We start from the raw sequence: 20,925 nt of genomic DNA on the forward strand, positions 1-20,925 counted from the left end.
TGGTGGATGATTTTAAAAACTTAAAAGATAAAGAATAGGGAATATTTTGAATATCTTAGAACAAAGTTACCAAGTCCCATCTGCGTCAAATATGATTCATGCCAAAAAATGGCACACTGATGCAGCAGATCATACTTTAGCTCCGATTATTTTAATGCACGATTCATTAGGTTGTGTGGCTTTGTGGCGGGATTTTCCTGCCCGACTGGCACAAGCGACTGCGCGCGTGGTCTATGCCTATGATCGATTGGGTTTTGGTTTATCTGATGTGAGTACGCAGCCCTTGGTGCATAGTTTTGTCATCACTGAAGCAGAACAGTCCTTTAAAGCTGTATTGGATTATTTTTCGATCCAGAATTTTGTCATCCTCGGGCATAGTGTGGGTGGGGGTATGTCTGTTGCGGTTGCTGCGGCGTATCCAGAGCGTTGCCAAGGATTAATTTCAATCTCTGCACAGTATGCGGTTGAAGCACTGACACTGAGGGGGATAAGTGAAGCGAAAGTTGGCTTTCAACAAGCGGGACAAATGGAGCGTTTGGAGAGGTATCACCCAGAAAAGGTGCAGTGGGTGCTTGATGCATGGACCGAAACATGGCTATCGCCCATTTTCCAAGATTGGAATTTGTCCAGTGTGATTGATGGTGTGCGTTGTCCAACGTTGGTTATTCATGGTGAACTGGATGAATACGGCAGTACGGCACAACCCCAGCAGATTTTTGAAGGGGTGTCTGGGCAGGCTGAACTGCACATTTTAGAAGGTCTACACCATATGCCACATAAAGAGCAACCAGAGTTGGTGGTTGCTTTGATTGCTGAGTTTCATCAAGCACATTGTTAAAAGTAAAAGCCCATCCAAAGATGGGCTTTTTGATCTTAGAGTGAACGGGAAATTAACTCTTTCATAATTTCATTGGTTCCTGCATAAATACGATTGGCGCGATTATCTAGATAAGCCCGTGCAATCGGGTATTCCAGCATATAACCATAGCCGCCATGCAGTTGTAGACATTCATCGACAACTTTAGAAAATATCTCGGAAATTTTATATTTTGCTGCAGCGGCGGCATCAATACCGAGACTCTCTTCCAGTTGCAATTGCATACAACGGTCGAGGTAAGCGCGGCAAAAATCGATTTCTGTACGTAACTCCGCCAGTTTAAAGCGGGTATTTTGAAAGCTTGAAATTGTTTTTCCAAAGGCTTTACGCTCTTTGGTGTACTGAACGGTATGCGCCAGTGCTGCTTCTGCACCTGCTTGGCAGATAATGGCCACCAACATACGCTCCCAAGCCAGTTCTTTCATCAGCATCATAAAGCCCATGCCTTCCATACCCAGTAAATTTTCTTTGGGGACTCGGACATGATCAAAGAACAATTCGCAGGTGTCTTGCCCTTTCATTCCAATTTTATTGAGCGGTTTACCTTTACTGAACCCTGCACGATCAGCTTCAACGATGATTAATGAGAGATTGGCTGAACCTTTTTCGCTGTCGCCTGTCTTGCAGACCACAATCGCCATATCGCAGAGATAGCCGTTGGTAATGAAGATTTTGGAGCCATTGATAATATAGTCATCCCCGTCTAAAACAGCCGTTGTTCGTACCGCTTGCAAGTCTGAGCCTGTGCCAGGTTCAGTCATCGCAATGGCTGTGACGGTTTCACCCGAAGCCATCCGCGTTAACCAATAATGTTTTTGTGCTTCACTGCCAAAGTTATTGATATAGTTCGCGACAATGTCAGAGTGTAATGAAAAACCTGTCGAGGAATCCATGGCATAGGCTTGTTCCTCAATCAAAATCATACTGTATAAGCGGTCTACACCCGAACCACCATAAGCTTCAGGCATGGTGGCACACAGTAGCCCCATGGCACCTGCTTTATTCCATAGTTCACGATCGACATGTTGCTGTTGTTCATATTTTTCAATATTTGGAACGACTTCTTTAGCATAAAACTTCCGCACAGTTTCTCGAAATGCTTCATGTTCAGCATTAAATAAGTTACGCGGCAGCATATTGTTTAAAGGGCGAATTGCACCTGATTGCATGGAAGCTCATCCTGATGTTGTTATTTTGCTAAGAGAGTAGTGAAAAGCAGGACATGCGACAATGGACTGAATGCTCAAATCTATTTGATTTTTTGATGAGTTTTGCCAGTTGTTAAAATTGCGACATTTAACTAGTGGCGAGGACGGTGTGATCGGTTAAACTAAGCCGTTTCAATTAATTTGGGGAATGTAATGACTGAAGAAATGAGCCTAGAAGAACGTAAAGTAATCTACCGTGCACGTCGTGGTTTAAAAGAAATTGATGTGTACTTTGACCCTTATGTGAAAAATTATTATCTTCAGGCAGATCCTGCAGAAAAGGCCATGTTTGCGGCCTTGGTTGAACAAGAAGATCCTGATTTGCTGGATTGGTTTATGGAAGTCTCTGAGCCGCCGCACCCTGAAATGAAAACCTTGATTCAAAAATTAAAGCATTATGTACACGGATAAGTGCAATGGAACATCGTCATTTTCAACTTAAACCCAGCCGTTTGGCTTATGTGTTTCAGTTGTCGATTTATGCCGTTCTGATGTTGGTCCTGTATCAGCTACTTCCTTTAGGACTGTGGCTGATCGCTTTGGTTGCTGGCTTTGTGCTGTATTTGTTTTTTCTACGTGGGCCGCAACATTTTCAGCTTCAGCATTTAGATGGCCGTGATTGGTCTTTGTCACTTCAGAAACAAACCAATGTGCAACGAGTTCAAATCAGCCATATTGTGGATCATCGTGCTTATATTGTGATTTATTTTCAACACTTTAGAGCAAAACCGATGTTGGTTTGGTGTGATCAGTTACCCATCACGCAGTGGAAAGCCCTGAAAATACTCACTAAAATGCAATAATTGTTGGACAATTTAAACTTAAGAAATTTAATTAAGTAATTGAAAAATAATAAGTATTATTATATAAAATCTTACTTTGTCTGACATATCTGAAGAAACTGATGTGCTTTTTGGGATTGTCAGACAACTTTCTTCCAGTTTTTTGCTCTTAAAATGTACATTCAAATCACCAACAGCAAACAAGGAAAATCGTATGATGATCCCAACTTGGATGTTTCTAGTGGTAGCAATTGTGTTAGCGATTGTTATAGGACGATTAGGAACTGTGCTGAAGGAACGATTTGCACCAAACAAAGCCTAGCTAGGCCTCCCAGTTGATAAGTAGCATGTGCCGAACCGTCGCTATGCTACTTTTTTTTGCCTAAAAAAAAGTTGAGGCGTCATTTCAGTCAATTTTCAGATTTTTATTTCATGGCAGAGTAGTGGTCTGATTTAGAGTAAATACTCTTTTCTTCGGAAAATGCTTCTGCTATGTTTGTCAGCATGGACACATACAATTATACAAATAGAGGACAGGAAAATGTCGCAAGTCCAAAAAATATGCCAAGGTGTGGCTGTTGTAGCGCTTACAAGTTTATTATTTTCGGGTTGTTCACAAGTGGTTAAAACAGGCGCCAATGTTGCGCTCGGGTTTAGTGAAAAACATATAGTACCGCCTATTTTAGCTATGGAAGATGCTGAGATGGTGTGTAACTCAGGCAATGCTTTGACTCCAGCGATTATGTCGACCAAAGATATGGGGGCAGATCCAACGCGTGTTGCTGTTCTACTTTATTCAGCATCGGGTATATGTGCGGAAAATCAGGCGCTTGAGGCTGAGTTACGTTATTTGCGTGCCTCGAAAGCAGGCAATGTCTCGGAAGCACAGGATGCTCGGATTGAACAAAAGCGTTGGGCGGCGACTGCGGCACAACGCCAATATACCGGCTATCAGCTTTTTCAAAACCGCTGGGAAAAGAAATATAAGAAACCATTGGGCGAAGGCTGTCCAAAAATGAACAGCGATTTGGATCAAACCGTGTATATGCTGGGGATGTTGAGTGGGCTACAAGCCATGACCAATGATATTAACTCAGGTGGTGCAGTCAATGTGCCTAAAGACATTGCTGCGATTGTCGAGCGTGGGATGGTGTGTCTAGACAATGAAAAATTTTGGGGTGCGCCAAATGCAACACGTGCGGTGATTTGGACCTTATTGCCAGGTGCGGGTGAAGGCAAACCAGATCCCTATCAGACCTTGAAACAATCGATGCAAATTGGGGAGCAAAAAGGGGTTCGTTTATCTCATGCAATGTATGCTATAGCGGCTCAAGCCAGTGGTGACGATGCCAAGATTCGTGATGCATTGAAAAGTTATGCGGCTTCTTATAGTGATGAAAAACAAAGCAATCCACAATTTAAACTGATTGATAGTATGGCCTCGAGTATGGTTCAAGGCATTTCGGATCGTTATTGGACTGAACATACCGGGACACGAACTGGGGATGGTGGTATGGCGCATTTCTGGGATGAAAAAGAAGACCGTTCTGAGCTAGATGAGTTGTTTAGTGAAAGTTAACCAATTTTAAACTGAGCGGAAGCGCAGAAAAAATAACAATAAATGAATGAGCAACACGATAAGGACATGTGATGCATGATCAATTTCTGAATCGAAAAATCATTTTGATTGCGTTTGTCGTGTCGATCTCGGCATGCCTACAGATTTTTAAAGATCAATTTATTTATTGGCGGGTTGATATTTTTCCCGAAATTTGGCGCTTGTGGACCGCGCATTGGGTGCATGTGGGATGGATTCATTTTGCACTCAATATGCTGGCTTTTATGTGTTTGCCTTTTATTTTTCCACGGGCCCGTGTCTGGCATTTTGTGGCCTTATTGCTGATTTTACCGCCACTGATTAGTCTGAGTTTTTATTATTTTCTAGCAGACATTGAAGCCTACGCTGGGCTGTCAGGGGTGCTGCATGGGATGTTCACTGCCATAGCAATTGTCCATTTGCTGTATCGTAAAGAACGGATGTTTGCGAGTTTGGTGTTGTTTCTCATTTTAGGCAAACTGATTTGGGAAAATACCTTTGGCGAGAGTGCTACGGCTGAACTGATCGGGAGTCCAGTTTTGGTCGAAGCACATTTGTTGGGCGTGATCTGGGGAATTGTGATTTCAGCTTTGTATTTAATCGGGGTGAATCTATTTGATGAGTAATCTATTGACCTAAATTCTAAAAAGAAAATCTAGATTGTCATATTCAAAAATATAAATTTGATGCAAAGATAAACAAAACAAAAATCTAAAGGCATAGAGAAAGGACAAGCTCGAGCCGACTAAAACGACAGGTTCTGCGGTGCATTGCGCCGAATAGAACTGTAATAAAAATAGGAAACAACATGCAGAATCATGGACAGCGCAGATCAGGACTCGATCTGCTGAAGTATATATGGACCGAGTGGATTTCTACTTTTGTCATTCTGATTTTACTGTTACTTACGCTATTAATTGGTACAGGTGAAATGATCCATGGCCAGTTACTGCGTATGGGGGAGCGCTTATATGGCGATCCAGCCACGGGTATGCAGTATTCTTTTTTAAGAGCTGAGCCTGTAAAACCTGAGTGTAACCGCCATCCGAATATCGATATTTTGGTTCAGCAGCAAATGAAGTCTAATGCTGCCGATGAATTTGCGGACATCTTTGGCACAGCTTCGGAAGCCGATGTACGTGCTTCTGTGATGGCTGGGGTGCAACAGTGTGAGGAAAAGTATCAATTTTATGATAAGGCTACTCAATATTTGGACGAGCATCCAAGTATTCGAACTTATCGCACAATTGAAACTACGTTCTTCGGTATCTTTAAGTTTGGCTCTGAAAACCGTGTTTTAATTCTTTTGTTGATGGTATTGGTTTCAGCAATTACAGCTTCAGTCAAATATCACCATATTGGTTTACGGGCGCCGACAACTAAACTTGATTTCCGTGTGTATTCGGTCTTTATGGCGTTGGGTAATGGCTTGTTGACGTATTCGGTCTATAGTCAGTTCCAATCTGTACTGAACTCCGGGGTTGAATCCACCTTTGAAACGCTGACCGTATATTGGCTCTGGATTATTCTATTTTCCAGTGTGACTGTGATTAGTATTCTTCAATTTTTTAGAACTCCTGAGCCGAAACAAGCCGGTAAGGGGAATATTGGCTTAGCACTCTTAAGTGTACCACTGTATGCCTATATGGCTTTAGTGACAGGCATTGCGTTTACCTTCTTTATGGACTACCCAATGGGGCAAGGTATTTACCTTGGTCAGTTGGTTGAGTTTTCTGGCATTTTCCTCAATTTAGCACTGTTTATTTGGGCGGGGATGTTACTGACCCAAACGCGTGTTATGGATTTATTCTTAGGTATTTTACGTCCGTGGAATTTGGCTCCCGAAACATTAACGTGGTTGATTCTAATTGCGGCAGCTATCCCAACTGCTTATACGGGGGCATCAGGTATCTTTGTAGTTGCGGCGGGTGCAATTATTTATAAAGAAGTTTGGAATTCGGGGTCAAGACGTCAGTTTGCGCTTGCAGTGTCTGCAATGTCTGGCTCTTTAGGAGTTGTGATTCGTCCTTGTTTACTCATTATTTTGATTTCGATGTTAGATAGTCGACATGTCACTTCTGATGAGCTATTCGATCATGGTATTTATGTATTTTGGCTCACGGCATTTGTATTTTTAGGGATCTCTTTATACTTGGCTGAAACACGCTTCCGTGTTAACTCTCCGCGTGTTGCGATACCGGGTATGCTACGTGCCTTTATACCAGTGATTCCATATATTGTGATTACGTTAGTGGTGATTGCTTTTTATAAATATGGTCTAGATACGCAAATGGATGAATTCACAGCACCTGTGGTTCTGCCGATTATTTTAATTGCCTATATTATGTTTGACCGTTGGTGGAGTGATCGTTTTAACCCTACACCTGTAGATGCACATAGCGTATTGGCCCTAGAGCATGAAAAACACTCGGAATTTTTACGTGAGCATGCTGGTCAGACCAAGCGCCGTGGTTTTGGAGGGTCAATTTGGTTTGCCTCATCAGAGACGGTGGGACATATTGGAGCCTTAATTATCCTGATGGCCTTATCTGCAAGTGTAGGAGGCTTGATTGAAAGAACGGAAGTTGTTGAATTACTTCCAACCCATTTAGGTAATATTTACATTTCACTGGCGTTTATTGCTTTACTGTTGGCAATCATTGGAATGACCACGGATCCATTTGGTGCAGTGATTTTAGTCGCTGCAACGATTGCTCCTGTCGCATATGAAAATGGCATTCACCCAATCCATTTCTGGATGATCGTATTGGTCGCATTTGAACTGGGTTATGTCACTCCGCCAGTGGCGCTGAACCATTTGCTAACACGGCTTTCAGTCGGGGATGATGAAGTCCGTGCAGCCGATGCGGAAGCTAAAGAAATGTATACTTCGTTTTACTATCGTTATGAACGTTGGATTTTACCAATATTAGTCTTGTTCCCATCTTTGTTGATTGTAACTTACGCACCTTATATCTTTAAGCTGTTCAATTGGTATCACTGAGTTTAGAACTTGAGCTAGACCATAAAAAAGCATCTTCGGATGCTTTTTTATGCTTTGGATTTATTAGAGGTGTTTGTGAGGAAAATAGTTTCCCTCGCAGGAATTACCCACTCAAATCGTCACTTATATCAAATCAAAGTACAACGATATTGCTAAGCGGCCTATCTTAGAAAATCAGTCATCACTTAGGCTCAATGATAAGAGCCACTCGACAAATAAAGTCCTTCTAAAAGATATCCTTGGCATGAGCTAGGGGTTGTGATGTATAGCGACTAGAGACTTTATTAGTGGAGGTAGCTCAAAAGAGATGATGAGTTGTGTAATGGCTTTGCGCTGATTGAATAGGTGGGTGAAGCAGCAGGGCAAAAAAGACGTTAGCGTATCAGTCGATAGGCTAACGTCTTTAAAAATAACAACCGTATTTTACTGAGCAGCCAATTGGGCTTCTAACAGTTTAATTTGTTCTTCTTTGAGCTTTACGAGTTCATCGGCATCTTTGTGCTGTGCTTGCAAGCTCTTTTCCTGTTCCTTCAACTGGCTTTGAATATCGTCCAGTTTCGCCACTTCTTCTTTGGCAAGTGAGGCATTTTCAGGTACAGGTGCTTTTAAAATATCTTCTTCGACCAATTTAATGGTGTTGTCAGCCATGGCGGTCGAAGCTGCTTTTTCAGCTTCTGGAAGTGCCTTCACGGTCGGTTGAATCAACTCCGCTTGGTGCACCGGTGTTGCAGACTCTTGTGCAGCAAACAACCATTGATAAAGTGCAAAAATCGCAATGATTGCGACTAAACCTGCTGTAATACCCCAGAGTAATTTAGGGTTGTTGTGTTGTACGGACGACATTCGATTCAACCTTTATTCTTTGGATTGACGTGGTTTAAATTGAATGACCCCAACCTCGTCAGGGATAGCGGCGATCTGAGGCTCGTCTACATGAGTTGGACGATTCTCAGAATAACCACAGTCGATACATTCAATCCATTCATCGTCATTCGAGGTAAGCATAACAACTCGATCCATCGCCTGACATTTAGGACATTTTGCACCTGCAATGAAACGACGTTTAATAGTCATTAGACTTACCTTCTGAACAATTTAGGCGCCTAGTTTACTCACTTTTTTAGCGGTTCGTCCAACCTTGATGACGAAGTAAAGCATCTATTTTTGGCTCGCGTCCACGGAAATTGATAAATGCATCAAGCGCTGTATCTTTTCCGCCAACTGCTAGAATAAACTGACGAAATTCTTTTCCAGTGGCAGTATTAAAAATCCCTTCATTTTCGAAGCGATCGAAGGCATCACTGGCCAAAACTTCCGCCCATTTATAAGAATAATAACCCGCTGCATAGCCGCCTGCAAAAATATGGCTGAAGCTATGTTGGAAGCGGTTATAAGGTGTGGTTTCTAAAACAGCGTATTGTGCACGGATGTCATTTAAGGTGGCTTGGACCTGATCCGCTTTCAAAGCAGGAGCTGCTTTATGAATACTGAGGTCGAACAGGGCAAACTCAATTTGACGTAAACTTTGCATGCCAGATTGGAAGAAACGCGCATCCAGCAAGGCTTTGAGTAGACTTTCTGGTAAGGTTTCTTGTGTATCAATATGTGCACTGAGCAGGTCTAAACTTTCAGTATCCCATGCCCAAAATTCCATGAATTGACTTGGCAACTCCACTGCATCCCATGCCACGCCGTGTGTTCCAGCAACTGCAATATTGTCGACTTCAGTCAACATATGATGTAAACCATGTCCAAATTCATGGAACAAGGTAATCACTTCATCATGTGTCAGCAGCGCTGCTTGATCCCCCACAGGTGGCGTAAAGTTACACACCATATAGCAAATCGGTTTTTGTAGGCCGTGCGTTGTTTGGGTGCGAGAGCGGAAACCACTCATCCATGCACCACCACGTTTGCCTTGACGCGCATAGAGGTCAAAGTAGAATCCACCGACCACTGCGCCTTGATCTTCGAGTTCAAAATAGCGTGCATCTGAGTGCCAAACTGGGGCTTCACGCTCCACAATTTGAATCCCATAAAGACGGTTCACAATGCTAAATAAGCCCTGCAAAATCTTGGGTGCAGGGAAGTAGGGCTTGAGTGCTTCTTGAGATAAATTGAACTGCTGGACTTTCAATTTTTCCGAATAATACGTGCTGTCCCACGGTTTTAAATCCTCAATGCCATCTTCAGCAGCAATAGCTTTCAGCTCCGCCACTTCTTTGAGTGCAGGGGCGCGTGAATGTTCAGCTAAATCACGTAAGAATTGATCCACCGTTGCTACATTTGGCGCCATTTTGCTGGCCAATGAAAGCTCGGCGTAGTTGTTGAAACCTAACAGTGCAGCCATTTCCTGACGCAGGCTTAAGATTTCTTCCATCGCCGCGGTGTTATCAAACTCAGCGTGTTCAGACTGATCAGATGCACGTGTAGTATAGGCACGATACAGTTCTTCGCGTAAAGGACGGTTTTCCGCGTAGGTCATAATTGCCAGATACGATGGGAAGTCTAAAGTGGCAACGGGTTGATTAAGTTCGCGCTGCTGACCATATTGTTTTAATAGTTCAATACTGCTTTGTGGTAAGCCTGCCAGTTCGTGTTCCGCTAAAGGTTTGAAATAGGCTTGGGTTGCATCAAGAACATGGTTGGAAAAGTCTGAAGACAGTTGTGATAAACGTGCTGAAATTTCTGCATAACGTTTTTTGGCTTCACCTTCTAAAGCCACCCCTGACAGTTTGAAGTCGCGCAGTGCAAGTTTAATCGCACTTTGTTGGGCTTCAGGCAGGTGATCAAATTGTGCAGCATCATGAATGTGTTGATAGGTTTGATACAGCGCTGTGTGTTGACCTAACTCGGTATAGTATTCACTTAAGCTTGGTAATAGTGACTGGTACACCTCACGAGTTTCAGCATTGTTCATCACGGCATTGAGGTGGGACAGCACGCCCCATGCTTCACTCATATTATTTTCTAAATGATCGACTTGTTCTAAGACCGCAAGCTGTGCCTGAATTGATTCAGGGACTTCGCTCAGGTCTTTTAAGAAATGTTGACCCTGTTGAATTGCCTGTTCGATCTGCTGTTGGAGTTGTACTAAGGTGATTTGATCAAACTGTGGAACAGGCAAGGTTGCTTTTTCTAATGTCATGCGTTTAAGCCAAATTAAATGTTCAGTTATCACTAGATGTAAGGGTGATGCCGTGGGAAATCAAGTTTTAATTGGTTTTGATGTTTTGCGCCGCTTGAAATTCAGCCCATGATGGGTAGTGCTGGTCAATGTGTGAGGGTTGATAAAGCACTTTAGCAAAGTTACGGGTCATGCATTCAGTTGCTAAGATTTCACCGCTTTTATATTTTTCTTTACGGTGTCGCCAAATTTCGTTTTGTCGGTAGTAATCCGTCCCGATTTTAAGAAAGGCATGCTGTTGCTCAAACACATGGTAGACATAGCCTAAATCGGCGGAGCAACGCAGTTCACTTTCTAAACATTTCTCACTAAACCACAGCCGAATTTGAAAGCTATGTGGAGTGGGGTTGTAAAATTGATAATCGATATAGTTATAAAAAATTGCAGCGCCACTACCAAATGGAAGTACACGACCATGATCTGGAAAAGGGTCAAAGGAGTGCTGTGAACGTTGTACCACTTGTAACGGGCTATGCAAGACAAGCCAGTGAATAAGATTGGCAATTTGGCAAATACCGCCACCAATACCACCGCGAGCTTGGCCAAAGCTGAGTTCCATTCCCTCAACATAGCCTTTTTGAGTTGTTGGTTGTCCCACCAACTGACAAAAAGAAAAAGTCTGTTGTGGATGGATTAAAATCCCGGAAATACACGGACTGGCAATTTTAAGATTGATGACTTTATTGTGTTGCCAGTGCTGATCGCTGTCGCCTAATTTACGAATCAGAACGGACTGATGTTTTTTGACACGAAAAGCTAAAGGGGCGTTAGAAAATGAATGTGCATAGTCTTTCCCATCTGTTTTCCATTGCCAATAGCGCATCATACGTCGACTACGCGTGGCCATGAAGTAAAGCAGGGGATGATATTGGCTGATGGGTTTGCTTAAAAATAAACGCAAAAAGTTCATGTTGGCCCTATGAAAAAAGGTGCTAGGACATTAAGCCCTAGCACCTTTTACATCATTTACTCAGTTTTCGCTTTTGCATTTGATTTTTTCTTTTTAGGTTTCGACTTTTTCTTCACTTTATCTTTAACCTTTGTTTCAGACTTTGATGAAGATTTTTTACCAGGCTTTTTGCTGTAGGAGCTAGGTTGGGGTTTATCTTTTTTGCGTCGTATGGGCTGGTCTCCGCTGTTACTGGGAGAGGCGTTTGTCGACTCGCTAAAGACTTCTTCTTTACTTTCGCTTCGTGCTGTTTTGGCTTTGCCAACACGGGGTGCTCGACTACGTATGGGCCGACCACCATGTGAGAGTTGCTGCAATAATTCAAAATCAATTTTGCGGTCTTCTAAATTCACTGCTGCAACTTTGATTTTCACTTCATCGCCCAAGCTAAAGCTTTGACCGCGTGCCTGACCAATCAAGCTCTGACTTGGTTGGTCATAGACAAAGTAGTCATCACCCAGTTGGCTGACATGGATCATGCCGTCAACATATAAGTCTTTGAGTGTCACAAACAGACCAAATTCCGCTACGGCAGAAATGGTACCAACAAATTCTTCACCCAAATGCTGCTGCATATAATGACATTTCAACCATGTGGTGACAGAGCGAGATGCTTCATCTGCACGACGTTCAGTCGCCGAGAAATGTTGACCAGCATCATCCAAGGCAGCCCCTGAAAGAGGTGCAGGTTTATGTTTTAACTTGGCTTTAATAGCACGGTGTAACAATAAGTCTGGGTAGCGACGAATTGGAGAGGTGAAGTGCGTATAGGCTTCATAAGCCAAGCCAAAGTGACCTGCGTTATTCGCACCGTAGTAGGCTTGCATCATCGAACGTAACAGCACGGCATGGATACTTGGAGCATCAATACGATCTTTGGTTGCATCAATTACGGCTTGGTAGTCTTTCTGAGTCGGCTGTTCTGGGAACGATAGACCTAGAAGTTTGACAAAATCGCGTACTTTTTGAATACGTGAAAACTCAGGTGGCTCATGAATACGGTATAACATTGGCACATCATGTTGTAGCGCATATTCAGCTGCTGCTACGTTTGCCAACAACATGCATTCTTCAATCAGTTTGTGCGCATCATTACGCGTACGCGGTAAAATTTCCTTAATACCGCCCAGCTCATCAAAGGTCATGTATGTTTCAACAGTTTCAAATTCCATGGCATGACGTTCAGCACGTAAACCTTTGAGGACTTGATAGAGTTGGAACAGCGTGTTCAAGGATTTGCGCACATCACGGTCTTCAGGAATGGCACTGCTGTCGCCTTCAAAGTATTGGGCAACATTGGTATAGGTTAAACGTGCCTTTGAGTGCATTACAGATGGGTAGAACTCAAACTTGGTGACGCGACCAGCACGTGACAGGTTTAAATCACAGACCATACACAGACGGTCCACATGCGGATTGAGTGAGCATAAGCCATTCGAGAGGGCTTCAGGCAACATCGGTAAAACAAAGTGCGGGAAATACACCGATGTACCCCGTTCTTGAGCTTCATCATCCAGTGGTTTGCCAGAACGGACATAGTGACTCACATCTGCAATCGCCACCACCACACGGTAACCGCCGCCTGGACGTTTTTCTGCATAGACCGCGTCATCGAAGTCGCGTGCATCTTCACCATCAATAGTGACTAAGGCTAAATCACGTAGGTCAATACGACCTTCACGGTCCTGTGCTGAAGGCTCTTTAAAGCTTTCTGCTTCTTTAATGACTTCTTCTGGGAACTCATACGGCAAACCAAACTCTAAAATGGTTTGCGGAATAATAATTTCAGTGTCGGCCTTGTCTGCCATCGATTGCACAATATGACCTGTCGCCAACTCATCTTTGGTTGGGTAGTCATCAATTGCGACACGAACCGAATCGCCCACTTTGACTTGTGCGTGTTCGATTAACTCTTTTTCTAAGGTAATTGGTTGGTGTGCATTCGGATTTGCTGGCTGAATAAAGTATTCACCATCATGTATCGACACCTTACCAATGATTTGCTTTACACGGTGTTGCACCACTTCGGTAATAAAGCCCCAAGCTTTACCTTTGCGGTCTACTGAGGTTTGACGCACTTTAACACGGTCACCATTAAACACTTGGCGCAGTTCGCGTTCAGGTAGAAGTAAGTCTTCATGACCTGCAATATTCGCCGTGCCAAAGCCTTTACTGTTAATGTAGACGGTTGCTTCATGTTCAGGTTGCTCTTCGGCAATTTGAAACTTGAAGCCATCTTTCATCAGTTGACCATCACGAACCATCGCAATTAAGCGATGGCTGAGTGCTTCAATGCTTTTTTGATCTGCAATTTCAAAAATTTCGACCAAGTCCGCATGCGATAAAGCCGTCTTTTTTTCTTCGATGGTTTCTAAAATGAGCGTGCGGCTTGGAATAGGGTTGTCATAACGTTCAGCTTCAGCTTTTGCTTCAGGATCGACCCAATTTTTCATAATGTCGTTGGCTGTATGTCAGTAGATAGGATTAGCATAAGTCATGCGAAGACAGACTGCACGCAAATGATTGCAATATTGTGTTTTATGTCGGCAATTTAGAATATCTGCTGTTTTATTCAACATGCAGATGTAGAGAAAAGAATAAATTCGGCTGAATCTGCTCTAAATTGTTTAAAAAGTATTTAATTGAACAGAAATATGCAAAAAATTGAGTGTCTGTGCTTGCAGTGCTAGCATGAAGTTTGTATTATGGCCGCACGTTACGGTGAGATGGGTGAGTGGCTGAAACCACATCCCTGCTAAGGATGCGTACGGGTAACTGTACCGAGGGTTCGAATCCCTCTCTCACCGCCAACTTTACTTATGTCGCGCTCATAGCTCAGCTGGATAGAGCACTTGGCTACGAACTAAGGGGTCGGGAGTTCGAATCTCTCTGAGCGCACCAATAAGTAAACTGTATGTAACGTATCGCCTGAATTGGCACACAAGTAATGCGCTCATAGCTCAGCTGGATAGAGCACTTGGCTACGAACTAAGGGGTCGGGAGTTCGAATCTCTCTGAGCGCACCAACTTGAACAATCAACCGCACATGTTGCGGTTTTTTTGTGCCTGTTAAAAATGAAGTGCTTGGCATGAGAAAGTGGTTCTTCAAGAAAAATTTGATATAAATAAAGCGCTATTCTTGCGTGATTCCCTAGCTATGTTCGTATGAAATGATCAATCTGTTGGTTTATGCAGCGTTTTATATCCACTATGCTTAATAACTGGGCAGTTGATCGGCTTTTATGAAAATAAGACTTAACAAAAAATAAGATTCACGTATAATTCACCCCATCAAGACGTCGCGCTCATAGCTCAGCTGGATAGAGCACTTGGCTACGAACTAAGGGGTCGGGAGTTCGAATCTCTCTGAGCGCACCAACTTGATCAATATTGAAAAAACCGCACATGTTGCGGTTTTTTTGTGCCTGCACTTTCTGTTCAGTAGAAATTCATAGCATGGATGGATACTTTGCCGTATGTATGAAGTTGTTTGTTGCATCTCAGTTTTATAATGTGGCTCTGATATCGGTATGGCCTCGGCTTGAGTGGATAGCCAACTAATCAACATCGATCTGCTAAAGTCCTAAAATAATGACCGATTGTGTTGTAGTATTGAGCACAATATTTTTAGCTATTTGATATGACCCTATGTCAGAGAACAAGCCTGCATTATCGACACGTTATTTCCTCACTTTAGAAGAATCCCAAGATGGCTTTGCCTTAGCGACCTTTGGTAAAAAGCAAATGACGCGTTTTATCACGCCGTTGATTAGTGTCGGGATTATTGTGTGGGGCTTTATGCTCGGCTTTTCAGGCGTCGGTCGTTACTATGTGGCATTGGGTATATTTTTCTTAGTTTTACAAATTCTCATGCGCTATTGGTTCCTGCCGATGATGTTTAAGCGCCAATTTGTGAAATATCAGTTTGGTAAAAGTGAGCAAGGCATCGATTTATACCAAGATTATGCGGAAATTTATGCCAATGGCCGCAAGCAAGTGGTCCATTATAATGAAGTGCAAAAGTTTGCCAGTGGCAAGCTGACCTATATGCTTGAGCTGAAAAACCGTACTGTGGTGATTGTGCCTAAGCGTGCGTTGGCCGATAGTGCGGATCAAGCAAAATTTGAAAATACTTTCAAAAAATAAGCATTTTGCTCCATAACACCATCAAAAAATCAGAGGAAGATCATGAGTACACGTCCATCTAAAATTGTCTGTGTCGGTCGTAGTTATGCAGACCATGCCAAAGAATTAGGCAATGCGATTCCTGATCGTCCCGTTTTATTTATCAAACCACCGAGCAGTTTGCTCAGTTTAGATGCGGGCATTTCTTGGAATCCTGCATGGGGCAGCTGCCATTATGAATGTGAACTGGTTTTACGCATTGACCATCGCCTAAGCAAAGCCGCCGATCCAGCTCAAGCCCTGCAAGCGGTGGGAGCTGTGACTTTAGGTTTGGACTTAACCTTGCGTGACTTACAAGATGACTTAAAAACCAAAGGCCAGCCTTGGGAACGTGCTAAAGCCTTTGATGGTTCGTGTGTGCTGGCAGACTGGGTTGCTGTTTCCGATGTGGTACAGGACTGGGATGATGTGCACTACAGTTTTCATGTCAATGATGAGCTACGCCAAGCTGGCAACACAGCACACTTAATTTTTGACATTGGCACCTTGTTGGCCGACATTAGCCAAGTCTTCACTTTGGAAGCGGGTGATGTAGTCATGACAGGTACACCTGCTGGGGTGGCTGCACTACAGGCGGGTGAGCAGTTGAAAATGACCCTAAAAGGTAAAAACCAAGACTATTCGTGGAATACCTTTGTTCAAGCTTAATTTACAGGCTTTCAAATCCCATCATTCAAAAAGGTCACTTCGGTGATCTTTTTTTAGCGCTGTTGATGACTATGGTACAGTTTGCGGAACTGATCGGGGGTATACACCATCCAGCGTTTAAACATATTAATAAAGGCCGATGCATTGGCATAACCCAAATCCAGCGCGATACTTTCGACCTTTTTTCCCTCTGTCAGCATGCTCATGGCTTTCATGACTTTTAAGCGCTGTCGCCATTCATTCAAGGACATGCCAAGTTCTTTTTGACTATAACGTGCGAGTGTGCGTTCAGTCATATTGTGCTGTACCGCCAGTTGTTGCAAAGAACTGTTGTCCGCAGGATGTAGATGTAAAAAATCTAAAATACTTTTTAGGGTCGGGTGTTCAGAGTGCGGTAAATAGCTGCTGACCAATTCTGCATGATGTAACTGATCAAGCAAGACATAGAGTAAGCGCATGTGCTCAGGTGCATCATCTGGCAGGCTATGTTGTCTCAAATGTTTGAATAGTGCCGAGACCAAAGGTGAGCTGAGCATAATACCCGCTTGCTGAGGTAGATGAGTGCATAAGCTTTCATGGATATACAAGGTGCCATGCGAAACATCGGTACGATTCAAGCTGCTATGGGCCACATTGGGGGGGAGCCAAATGCCATAAGGTGGTGGGGTAAGGTAGTCAATCTGGTTAATATTCACTTCCATCACACCATTAAAGGCATATACAAATTCGCCCCATGCATGTCCATGCACGGGATAAACCGACTGCGCGGGGTCTTCACGAAAGCTGATCCACAATAATTTATCAATATGATCATTGGTGGGTAATTGTTTGAGTGGCGCGCTCTTTTTTTGTTGTCGTTGGGGCATGGCTGAAATTGCCTGAATAAGAAGATCTCTTGTCTGTTTTAAATTATATGTTTTATTTCAGACAAATCTATAGTGAGCTTTAATCTTTTTCAGTGGAGCAGGTCGTGAGTAGTCGTCAAGCGCTGGACAGTAAAGCTTCAGGGATTATGTTTGGGCTGTGTATTTTGTGGGGATTACAACAAGTGGTGTTAAAGCTTGCTGCCCCCGATATTTCTGCAGTAATGCAAATTGCACTTCGCTCAGGTTTATCTGCGTTGATGGTTTACCCCATGATCAAGTTGGCAAAGGGCACATCTTTGTGGGGGCGAGACTACTTACCCGCAGGAATTTTAGTTGGGCTTTTATTTGCAGCAGAATTTTTTCTGGTCGCTCAAGCTTTACGTTTTACCTCAGCGGCGCATACCGTGGTTTTGCTGTATACCGCACCTATTTTTGTAGCATTGGGTTTGCACTGGAAATTACCCTCTGAACGTTTATCGCTCATCCAGTGGTTGGGCATTGCATGTGCATTTTTCGGGATTGTGATTGCATTTTTATTTCGTCCTGCAGCTTCACAAGCAGCCGCAAGTTCTGCACTTTGGGGCGATGCTTTAGCACTCTTGGCAGGGGTATTGTGGGCAGCCACGACTATTGCAGTTCGGTTGACTAAACTAGCAGAAGCACCTGCGACCCAAACTTTGTTTTATCAGCTCTTTATCGCTTTCTTAGTGTTATTGCCTGTGGCTTTTTTCATGGGACAAGCGACGATTCACTGGTCTGTATTATCCGTTACAAGTTTGCTTTTCCATACCGTTGTCGTGTCATTTGCCAGTTATCTGATTTGGTTTTGGCTGTTGAAAAAATATTTGGCCTCCCAGTTGGGAGTCTTTTCTTTTTTGACCCCAATCTTTGGGATGTGTTTTGGTGTGGTATTACTCAATGAGCAGCTGGAACTCAACTTTTTGGTGGGAACATGCTTTGTTTTGATGGGGGTAATGGTGGTGAGTTTGCATCATAAAATTAAGCAGTATGTACAGGCCTTTAAAATGGCTTTGCAGTAAATACTGAGTTGGCTTGAATCTGCCTTAAATTCAGGATGAAGCTTGAACTCAGGCGGATTTGAGTGAGCTGATAAAAAAAACGTGTCTTAGACACGTTTTTTTATAGAAGGCTTAAGATTTATCATCAAAAATTGTAGACAGTGGAATGGCGAGTTTGGCCGCCAAGTAATCATCCGATTCTACTAACGCTGGGCCAATTTTCTGCATCCAGACATCATCCGGATGGACATTACCCATATCTTTACGCTTTGGTAAAGGGTAAGGAAGTTTGCTGTAAAAACTCCAAAAATCGACTTGAGATAAATTACGTACCAGTACATATTGGTTGTCATCGGTACGTTTGACTAAGTTTTGTTGTTCAAGCATAAACACATAACTCGGCCAACGCCCCAATTCATCCCGCCCTAATACATCTAAAGCTTCATCATCAGAGACACTGAGTCCTTGCTGTTGCTTTTTATAAAACAGCTCCAGCAAATCTAACAGCATAATGACTGGGTGCCGTTTTTGCTCTTTATGGGAGGTAAATGCGGTCAGTGCATAACTAATTTCGACCCCGATCAGGACAATATTCCACGATAGAAAAATCCATAACAGGAAAATGGGAATCGCGGCAAATGCACCATAGATAATTTCATAACTGGTGAAGTTCGACATAACGAAGCCGAATAAGTTTTTTAGGAGTTCAAACACGACGGCACTAAATAAACCTGCAATCAAAGCTGATTTAATTGGGACACTGCGGTTTGGAATGGTCCAATTCAGAATAAAAAAGCCGACGACGGTTAAGCAGAATGAAATCAGCCACAGGACAAATGCGCCATCAAGCTCATAGCCTGCAAAATTATTACTCAGAACATTAAGGGAAGCCATTGTCGACGAAATAACAAAGGCACTACCGAGTAGAATGGGGCCCAAAGAAATAATGGTCCAATAGCGCATAAAGCCAATAATGCCACCGCGAGTCTCACGAACGCGCCAAATTCGATTAAAGACCGTTTCAATACTGGTCAGCATCATGACGGTCGTGACGAATAAAAATAAGATCCCGATAATGGTTAAATTACTGGATTTATCGGTAAACGCATTTAAGGCCTTGTCAAAAGCAATCGTGGTTTTCGGTAAAAAATTACTATAGATCAGTTGTTGTAATTGCTGCCGTGCAGGTTCAAGCGCTTTAATTGAGGAAATGATCACCAAAAAAACCGTCAGCATCGGAACGACGGCAAACAAGGTGGTATAGGTCAGTGAACCGGCTTGTTCACGACATCGATCAGCCTCAAAGCGGCGCAGTACAAATAAAACGAACTGAAACCAAGTTTTCTCATAGAAAGGAAGTTTTCTTAAGTACTGTTCTAACATAGGCAAAGTATCTCTTTTGTTTTCTTCATCTTTTCTACATTTTTCACCCTAAGCTTAACCAAAAAATAGGAAAAATACCGTATAGTTTTATTTTTTCTGTCACCGAACTCTATTCATGCAAACCTATGTTTTAGTTTTATATTACAGCAAATACGGCAGTACCCGTGAAATGGCGCATCTGATTGCAAATGGAATTGAAGCCAGTGGTGTTGCTGTTAAAATTCGAACAGTGCCAAATATTGCAACTGTGGTGAAGGAAGCAGAGCCGAGTATTCCTGCAGAAGGCGATATTTATTGTAGTTTAGAGGACTTGGCAAACTGTACAGGTTTGGCGCTAGGCTCACCAACCCGCTTTGGTAATATGGCCTCTGAAATGAAATATTTCCTCGACCAGACCACCAGTCTATGGCTCAATGGTGCTTTGCATGGCAAGCCTGCTTGTGTGTTTACCTCGTCAGGTTCGATGCATGGCGGCCAAGAAAGTACTTTATTGACCATGCTGCCACCGTTGTTTCATCATGGCATGATGATTTTAGGGTTGAACAATGCCATCCCCGCATTGTCACATACTAAAACAGGGGGAACACCGTATGGCGCAAGCCATGTCAGCGGGCCTAGACATGATCAGAGCTTAAGCCAAGATGAAAAAGTGCTGTGCGAAGCTCAAGGTAAGCGTCTTGGGGAAGTGGTGAGAAAACTACAAGCCTAGGCATTGAGACATGAAAAAGCCCATCATTGATGGGCTTTTTATTATTAAGTTGGTGTCAGATGCTGTTCTTTAAATTTTGTACCGCACTTGAGACATTTATAGTCAAGGAAGATATTTTTATCGACAATCACACCCGCTTTTTTACCAAAACGATGTCCTAAAAACCCGCCTGTTACACCGATACTGACCGCACCAACAAAAGTGCCAATGGTGCCACCCATAATCACCCCCAGAGGTCCAGCTGCTGCACCGATCGCTGCACCAATAGAGGCCCCAGATGCTGCACCACCGACGGTACCAGCGGTTGCACCTGCCGAACTGAGCAATACGCCCCCAATTTTAGTCAGTTGTTGCTCGTGATTGCGTTTTTCAACATCGCTAGAGCCACATTTTGGGCAGAGAATTGTATTTTCCATAGTCTATTGGCCTATTCGGGTGACCAGTGATTGAAGCTGGCAGCCGTTTTACGGTGTGGATGACACGTTGCGCAGAACAACCGTGTTTTGCGCTT

19 protein-coding genes and 4 tRNA genes are annotated in these 20,925 nt (G+C 43.2%); 14 read left to right on the top strand and 9 right to left on the bottom strand.

Annotated features, from left to right (window positions below; all coding sequences use genetic code 11):
• Positions 1 to 46 precede the first annotated feature (46 nt).
• On the top strand, positions 47 to 838 hold the full coding sequence (locus RR876_RS07935; RefSeq protein ID WP_332476459.1) for an alpha/beta hydrolase: 792 nt from the start codon (positions 47 to 49) through the stop codon (positions 836 to 838).
• Positions 839 to 873: 35 nt separating this feature from the next.
• On the opposite strand, the gene RR876_RS07940 is transcribed toward RR876_RS07935, so the two are convergent.
• Positions 874 to 2,046: an acyl-CoA dehydrogenase family protein gene (locus tag RR876_RS07940; protein ID WP_332476460.1), complete on the bottom strand. Its 1,173-nt coding sequence runs from the start codon at positions 2,044 to 2,046 to the stop codon at positions 874 to 876.
• A 192-nt stretch (positions 2,047 to 2,238) separates the two neighbouring features.
• Here RR876_RS07940 and RR876_RS07945 point away from each other — a divergent pair, with 192 nt between their 5' ends.
• From RR876_RS07945 to RR876_RS07965, 5 genes are all read left to right on the top strand, one after another.
• Positions 2,239 to 2,496 carry a succinate dehydrogenase assembly factor 2 gene (locus RR876_RS07945; RefSeq protein WP_005401275.1) on the top strand — a complete coding sequence of 86 codons (258 nt, stop codon included), beginning with the start codon at positions 2,239 to 2,241 and terminating at the stop codon, positions 2,494 to 2,496.
• 5 nt (positions 2,497 to 2,501) lie between these two features.
• Entirely contained in the window at positions 2,502 to 2,888 is a 387-nt protein-coding gene (locus RR876_RS07950; RefSeq protein ID WP_062032505.1) for a protein YgfX, read from the top strand.
• Positions 2,889 to 3,408: 520 nt separating this feature from the next.
• Entirely contained in the window at positions 3,409 to 4,446 is a 1,038-nt protein-coding gene (locus tag RR876_RS07955) for a hypothetical protein (RefSeq protein WP_332476462.1), read from the top strand.
• 71 nt (positions 4,447 to 4,517) lie between these two features.
• Positions 4,518 to 5,090 (top strand): rhombosortase, encoded by a 573-nt coding sequence (rrtA, locus tag RR876_RS07960; protein WP_332476463.1) that lies wholly within the window; start codon positions 4,518 to 4,520, stop codon positions 5,088 to 5,090.
• A gap of 182 nt (positions 5,091 to 5,272) precedes the next feature.
• Positions 5,273 to 7,468, top strand: a complete 2,196-nt coding sequence (locus RR876_RS07965; protein ID WP_332476464.1) for a TRAP transporter large permease subunit — start codon at positions 5,273 to 5,275, stop codon at positions 7,466 to 7,468.
• Positions 7,469 to 7,891: 423 nt separating this feature from the next.
• Here RR876_RS07965 and RR876_RS07970 read toward each other — a convergent pair whose 3' ends face one another.
• From RR876_RS07970 to rnr, 5 genes are read right to left on the bottom strand one after another with little or no spacing between them, the layout of a single operon-like run.
• On the bottom strand, positions 7,892 to 8,311 hold the full coding sequence (locus RR876_RS07970; protein ID WP_178895980.1) for a hypothetical protein: 420 nt from the start codon (positions 8,309 to 8,311) through the stop codon (positions 7,892 to 7,894).
• 12 nt (positions 8,312 to 8,323) lie between these two features.
• A complete protein-coding gene (locus RR876_RS07975) occupies positions 8,324 to 8,536 on the bottom strand; it encodes a YheV family putative zinc ribbon protein (protein WP_171057590.1) in 213 nt (70 codons plus the stop codon).
• 52 nt (positions 8,537 to 8,588) lie between these two features.
• Positions 8,589 to 10,631: a M3 family metallopeptidase gene (locus RR876_RS07980; RefSeq protein ID WP_332476487.1), complete on the bottom strand. Its 2,043-nt coding sequence runs from the start codon at positions 10,629 to 10,631 to the stop codon at positions 8,589 to 8,591.
• Between the two features lie 52 nt (positions 10,632 to 10,683).
• On the bottom strand, positions 10,684 to 11,565 hold the full coding sequence (locus RR876_RS07985; RefSeq protein WP_332476465.1) for a VanW family protein: 882 nt from the start codon (positions 11,563 to 11,565) through the stop codon (positions 10,684 to 10,686).
• 56 nt (positions 11,566 to 11,621) lie between these two features.
• Positions 11,622 to 14,060, bottom strand: coding sequence for a ribonuclease R (gene rnr, locus RR876_RS07990; RefSeq protein ID WP_332476489.1), 2,439 nt, complete (start codon positions 14,058 to 14,060; stop codon positions 11,622 to 11,624).
• 264 nt (positions 14,061 to 14,324) lie between these two features.
• On the opposite strand from rnr, the gene RR876_RS07995 reads away from it, so the two are divergent.
• The 6 genes from RR876_RS07995 (at position 14,325) to RR876_RS08020 (ending at position 16,437) form a co-directional block, all read left to right on the top strand.
• Positions 14,325 to 14,414, top strand: a tRNA-Ser gene (locus RR876_RS07995).
• Positions 14,415 to 14,428: 14 nt separating this feature from the next.
• Positions 14,429 to 14,505 (top strand) — tRNA-Arg (locus RR876_RS08000).
• 48 nt (positions 14,506 to 14,553) lie between these two features.
• Positions 14,554 to 14,630, top strand: a tRNA-Arg gene (locus tag RR876_RS08005).
• Between the two features lie 275 nt (positions 14,631 to 14,905).
• Positions 14,906 to 14,982, top strand: a tRNA-Arg gene (locus RR876_RS08010).
• Between the two features lie 270 nt (positions 14,983 to 15,252).
• Positions 15,253 to 15,750, top strand: coding sequence for a YcxB family protein (locus RR876_RS08015; protein WP_004691260.1), 498 nt, complete (start codon positions 15,253 to 15,255; stop codon positions 15,748 to 15,750).
• 42 nt (positions 15,751 to 15,792) lie between these two features.
• Positions 15,793 to 16,437 carry a fumarylacetoacetate hydrolase family protein gene (locus RR876_RS08020; protein WP_125280244.1) on the top strand — a complete coding sequence of 215 codons (645 nt, stop codon included), beginning with the start codon at positions 15,793 to 15,795 and terminating at the stop codon, positions 16,435 to 16,437.
• Positions 16,438 to 16,490: 53 nt separating this feature from the next.
• On the opposite strand, the gene RR876_RS08025 is transcribed toward RR876_RS08020, so the two are convergent.
• Complete coding sequence (locus RR876_RS08025) at positions 16,491 to 17,303, bottom strand: helix-turn-helix transcriptional regulator (protein ID WP_286405481.1); 813 nt, start codon at positions 17,301 to 17,303, stop codon at positions 16,491 to 16,493.
• 104 nt (positions 17,304 to 17,407) lie between these two features.
• Between RR876_RS08025 and RR876_RS08030 the strand changes: the two genes are divergently transcribed.
• Positions 17,408 to 18,343 (top strand): DMT family transporter, encoded by a 936-nt coding sequence (locus RR876_RS08030; protein WP_159127872.1) that lies wholly within the window; start codon positions 17,408 to 17,410, stop codon positions 18,341 to 18,343.
• A gap of 111 nt (positions 18,344 to 18,454) precedes the next feature.
• On the opposite strand, the gene RR876_RS08035 is transcribed toward RR876_RS08030, so the two are convergent.
• Positions 18,455 to 19,705 (bottom strand): YihY family inner membrane protein, encoded by a 1,251-nt coding sequence (locus tag RR876_RS08035; protein ID WP_159127871.1) that lies wholly within the window; start codon positions 19,703 to 19,705, stop codon positions 18,455 to 18,457.
• Positions 19,706 to 19,820: 115 nt separating this feature from the next.
• Between RR876_RS08035 and wrbA the strand changes: the two genes are divergently transcribed.
• Complete coding sequence (wrbA, locus tag RR876_RS08040; RefSeq protein WP_332476467.1) at positions 19,821 to 20,414, top strand: NAD(P)H:quinone oxidoreductase; 594 nt, start codon at positions 19,821 to 19,823, stop codon at positions 20,412 to 20,414.
• A 44-nt stretch (positions 20,415 to 20,458) separates the two neighbouring features.
• Here the strand turns inward: wrbA and RR876_RS08045 are convergent, their stop codons facing one another.
• Complete coding sequence (locus RR876_RS08045) at positions 20,459 to 20,830, bottom strand: hypothetical protein (RefSeq protein WP_332476468.1); 372 nt, start codon at positions 20,828 to 20,830, stop codon at positions 20,459 to 20,461.
• Positions 20,831 to 20,925 lie beyond the last annotated feature (95 nt).

Source organism: Acinetobacter sp., assembly GCF_036666595.1.
Classification (GTDB): Bacteria; Pseudomonadota; Gammaproteobacteria; order Pseudomonadales; family Moraxellaceae; genus Acinetobacter.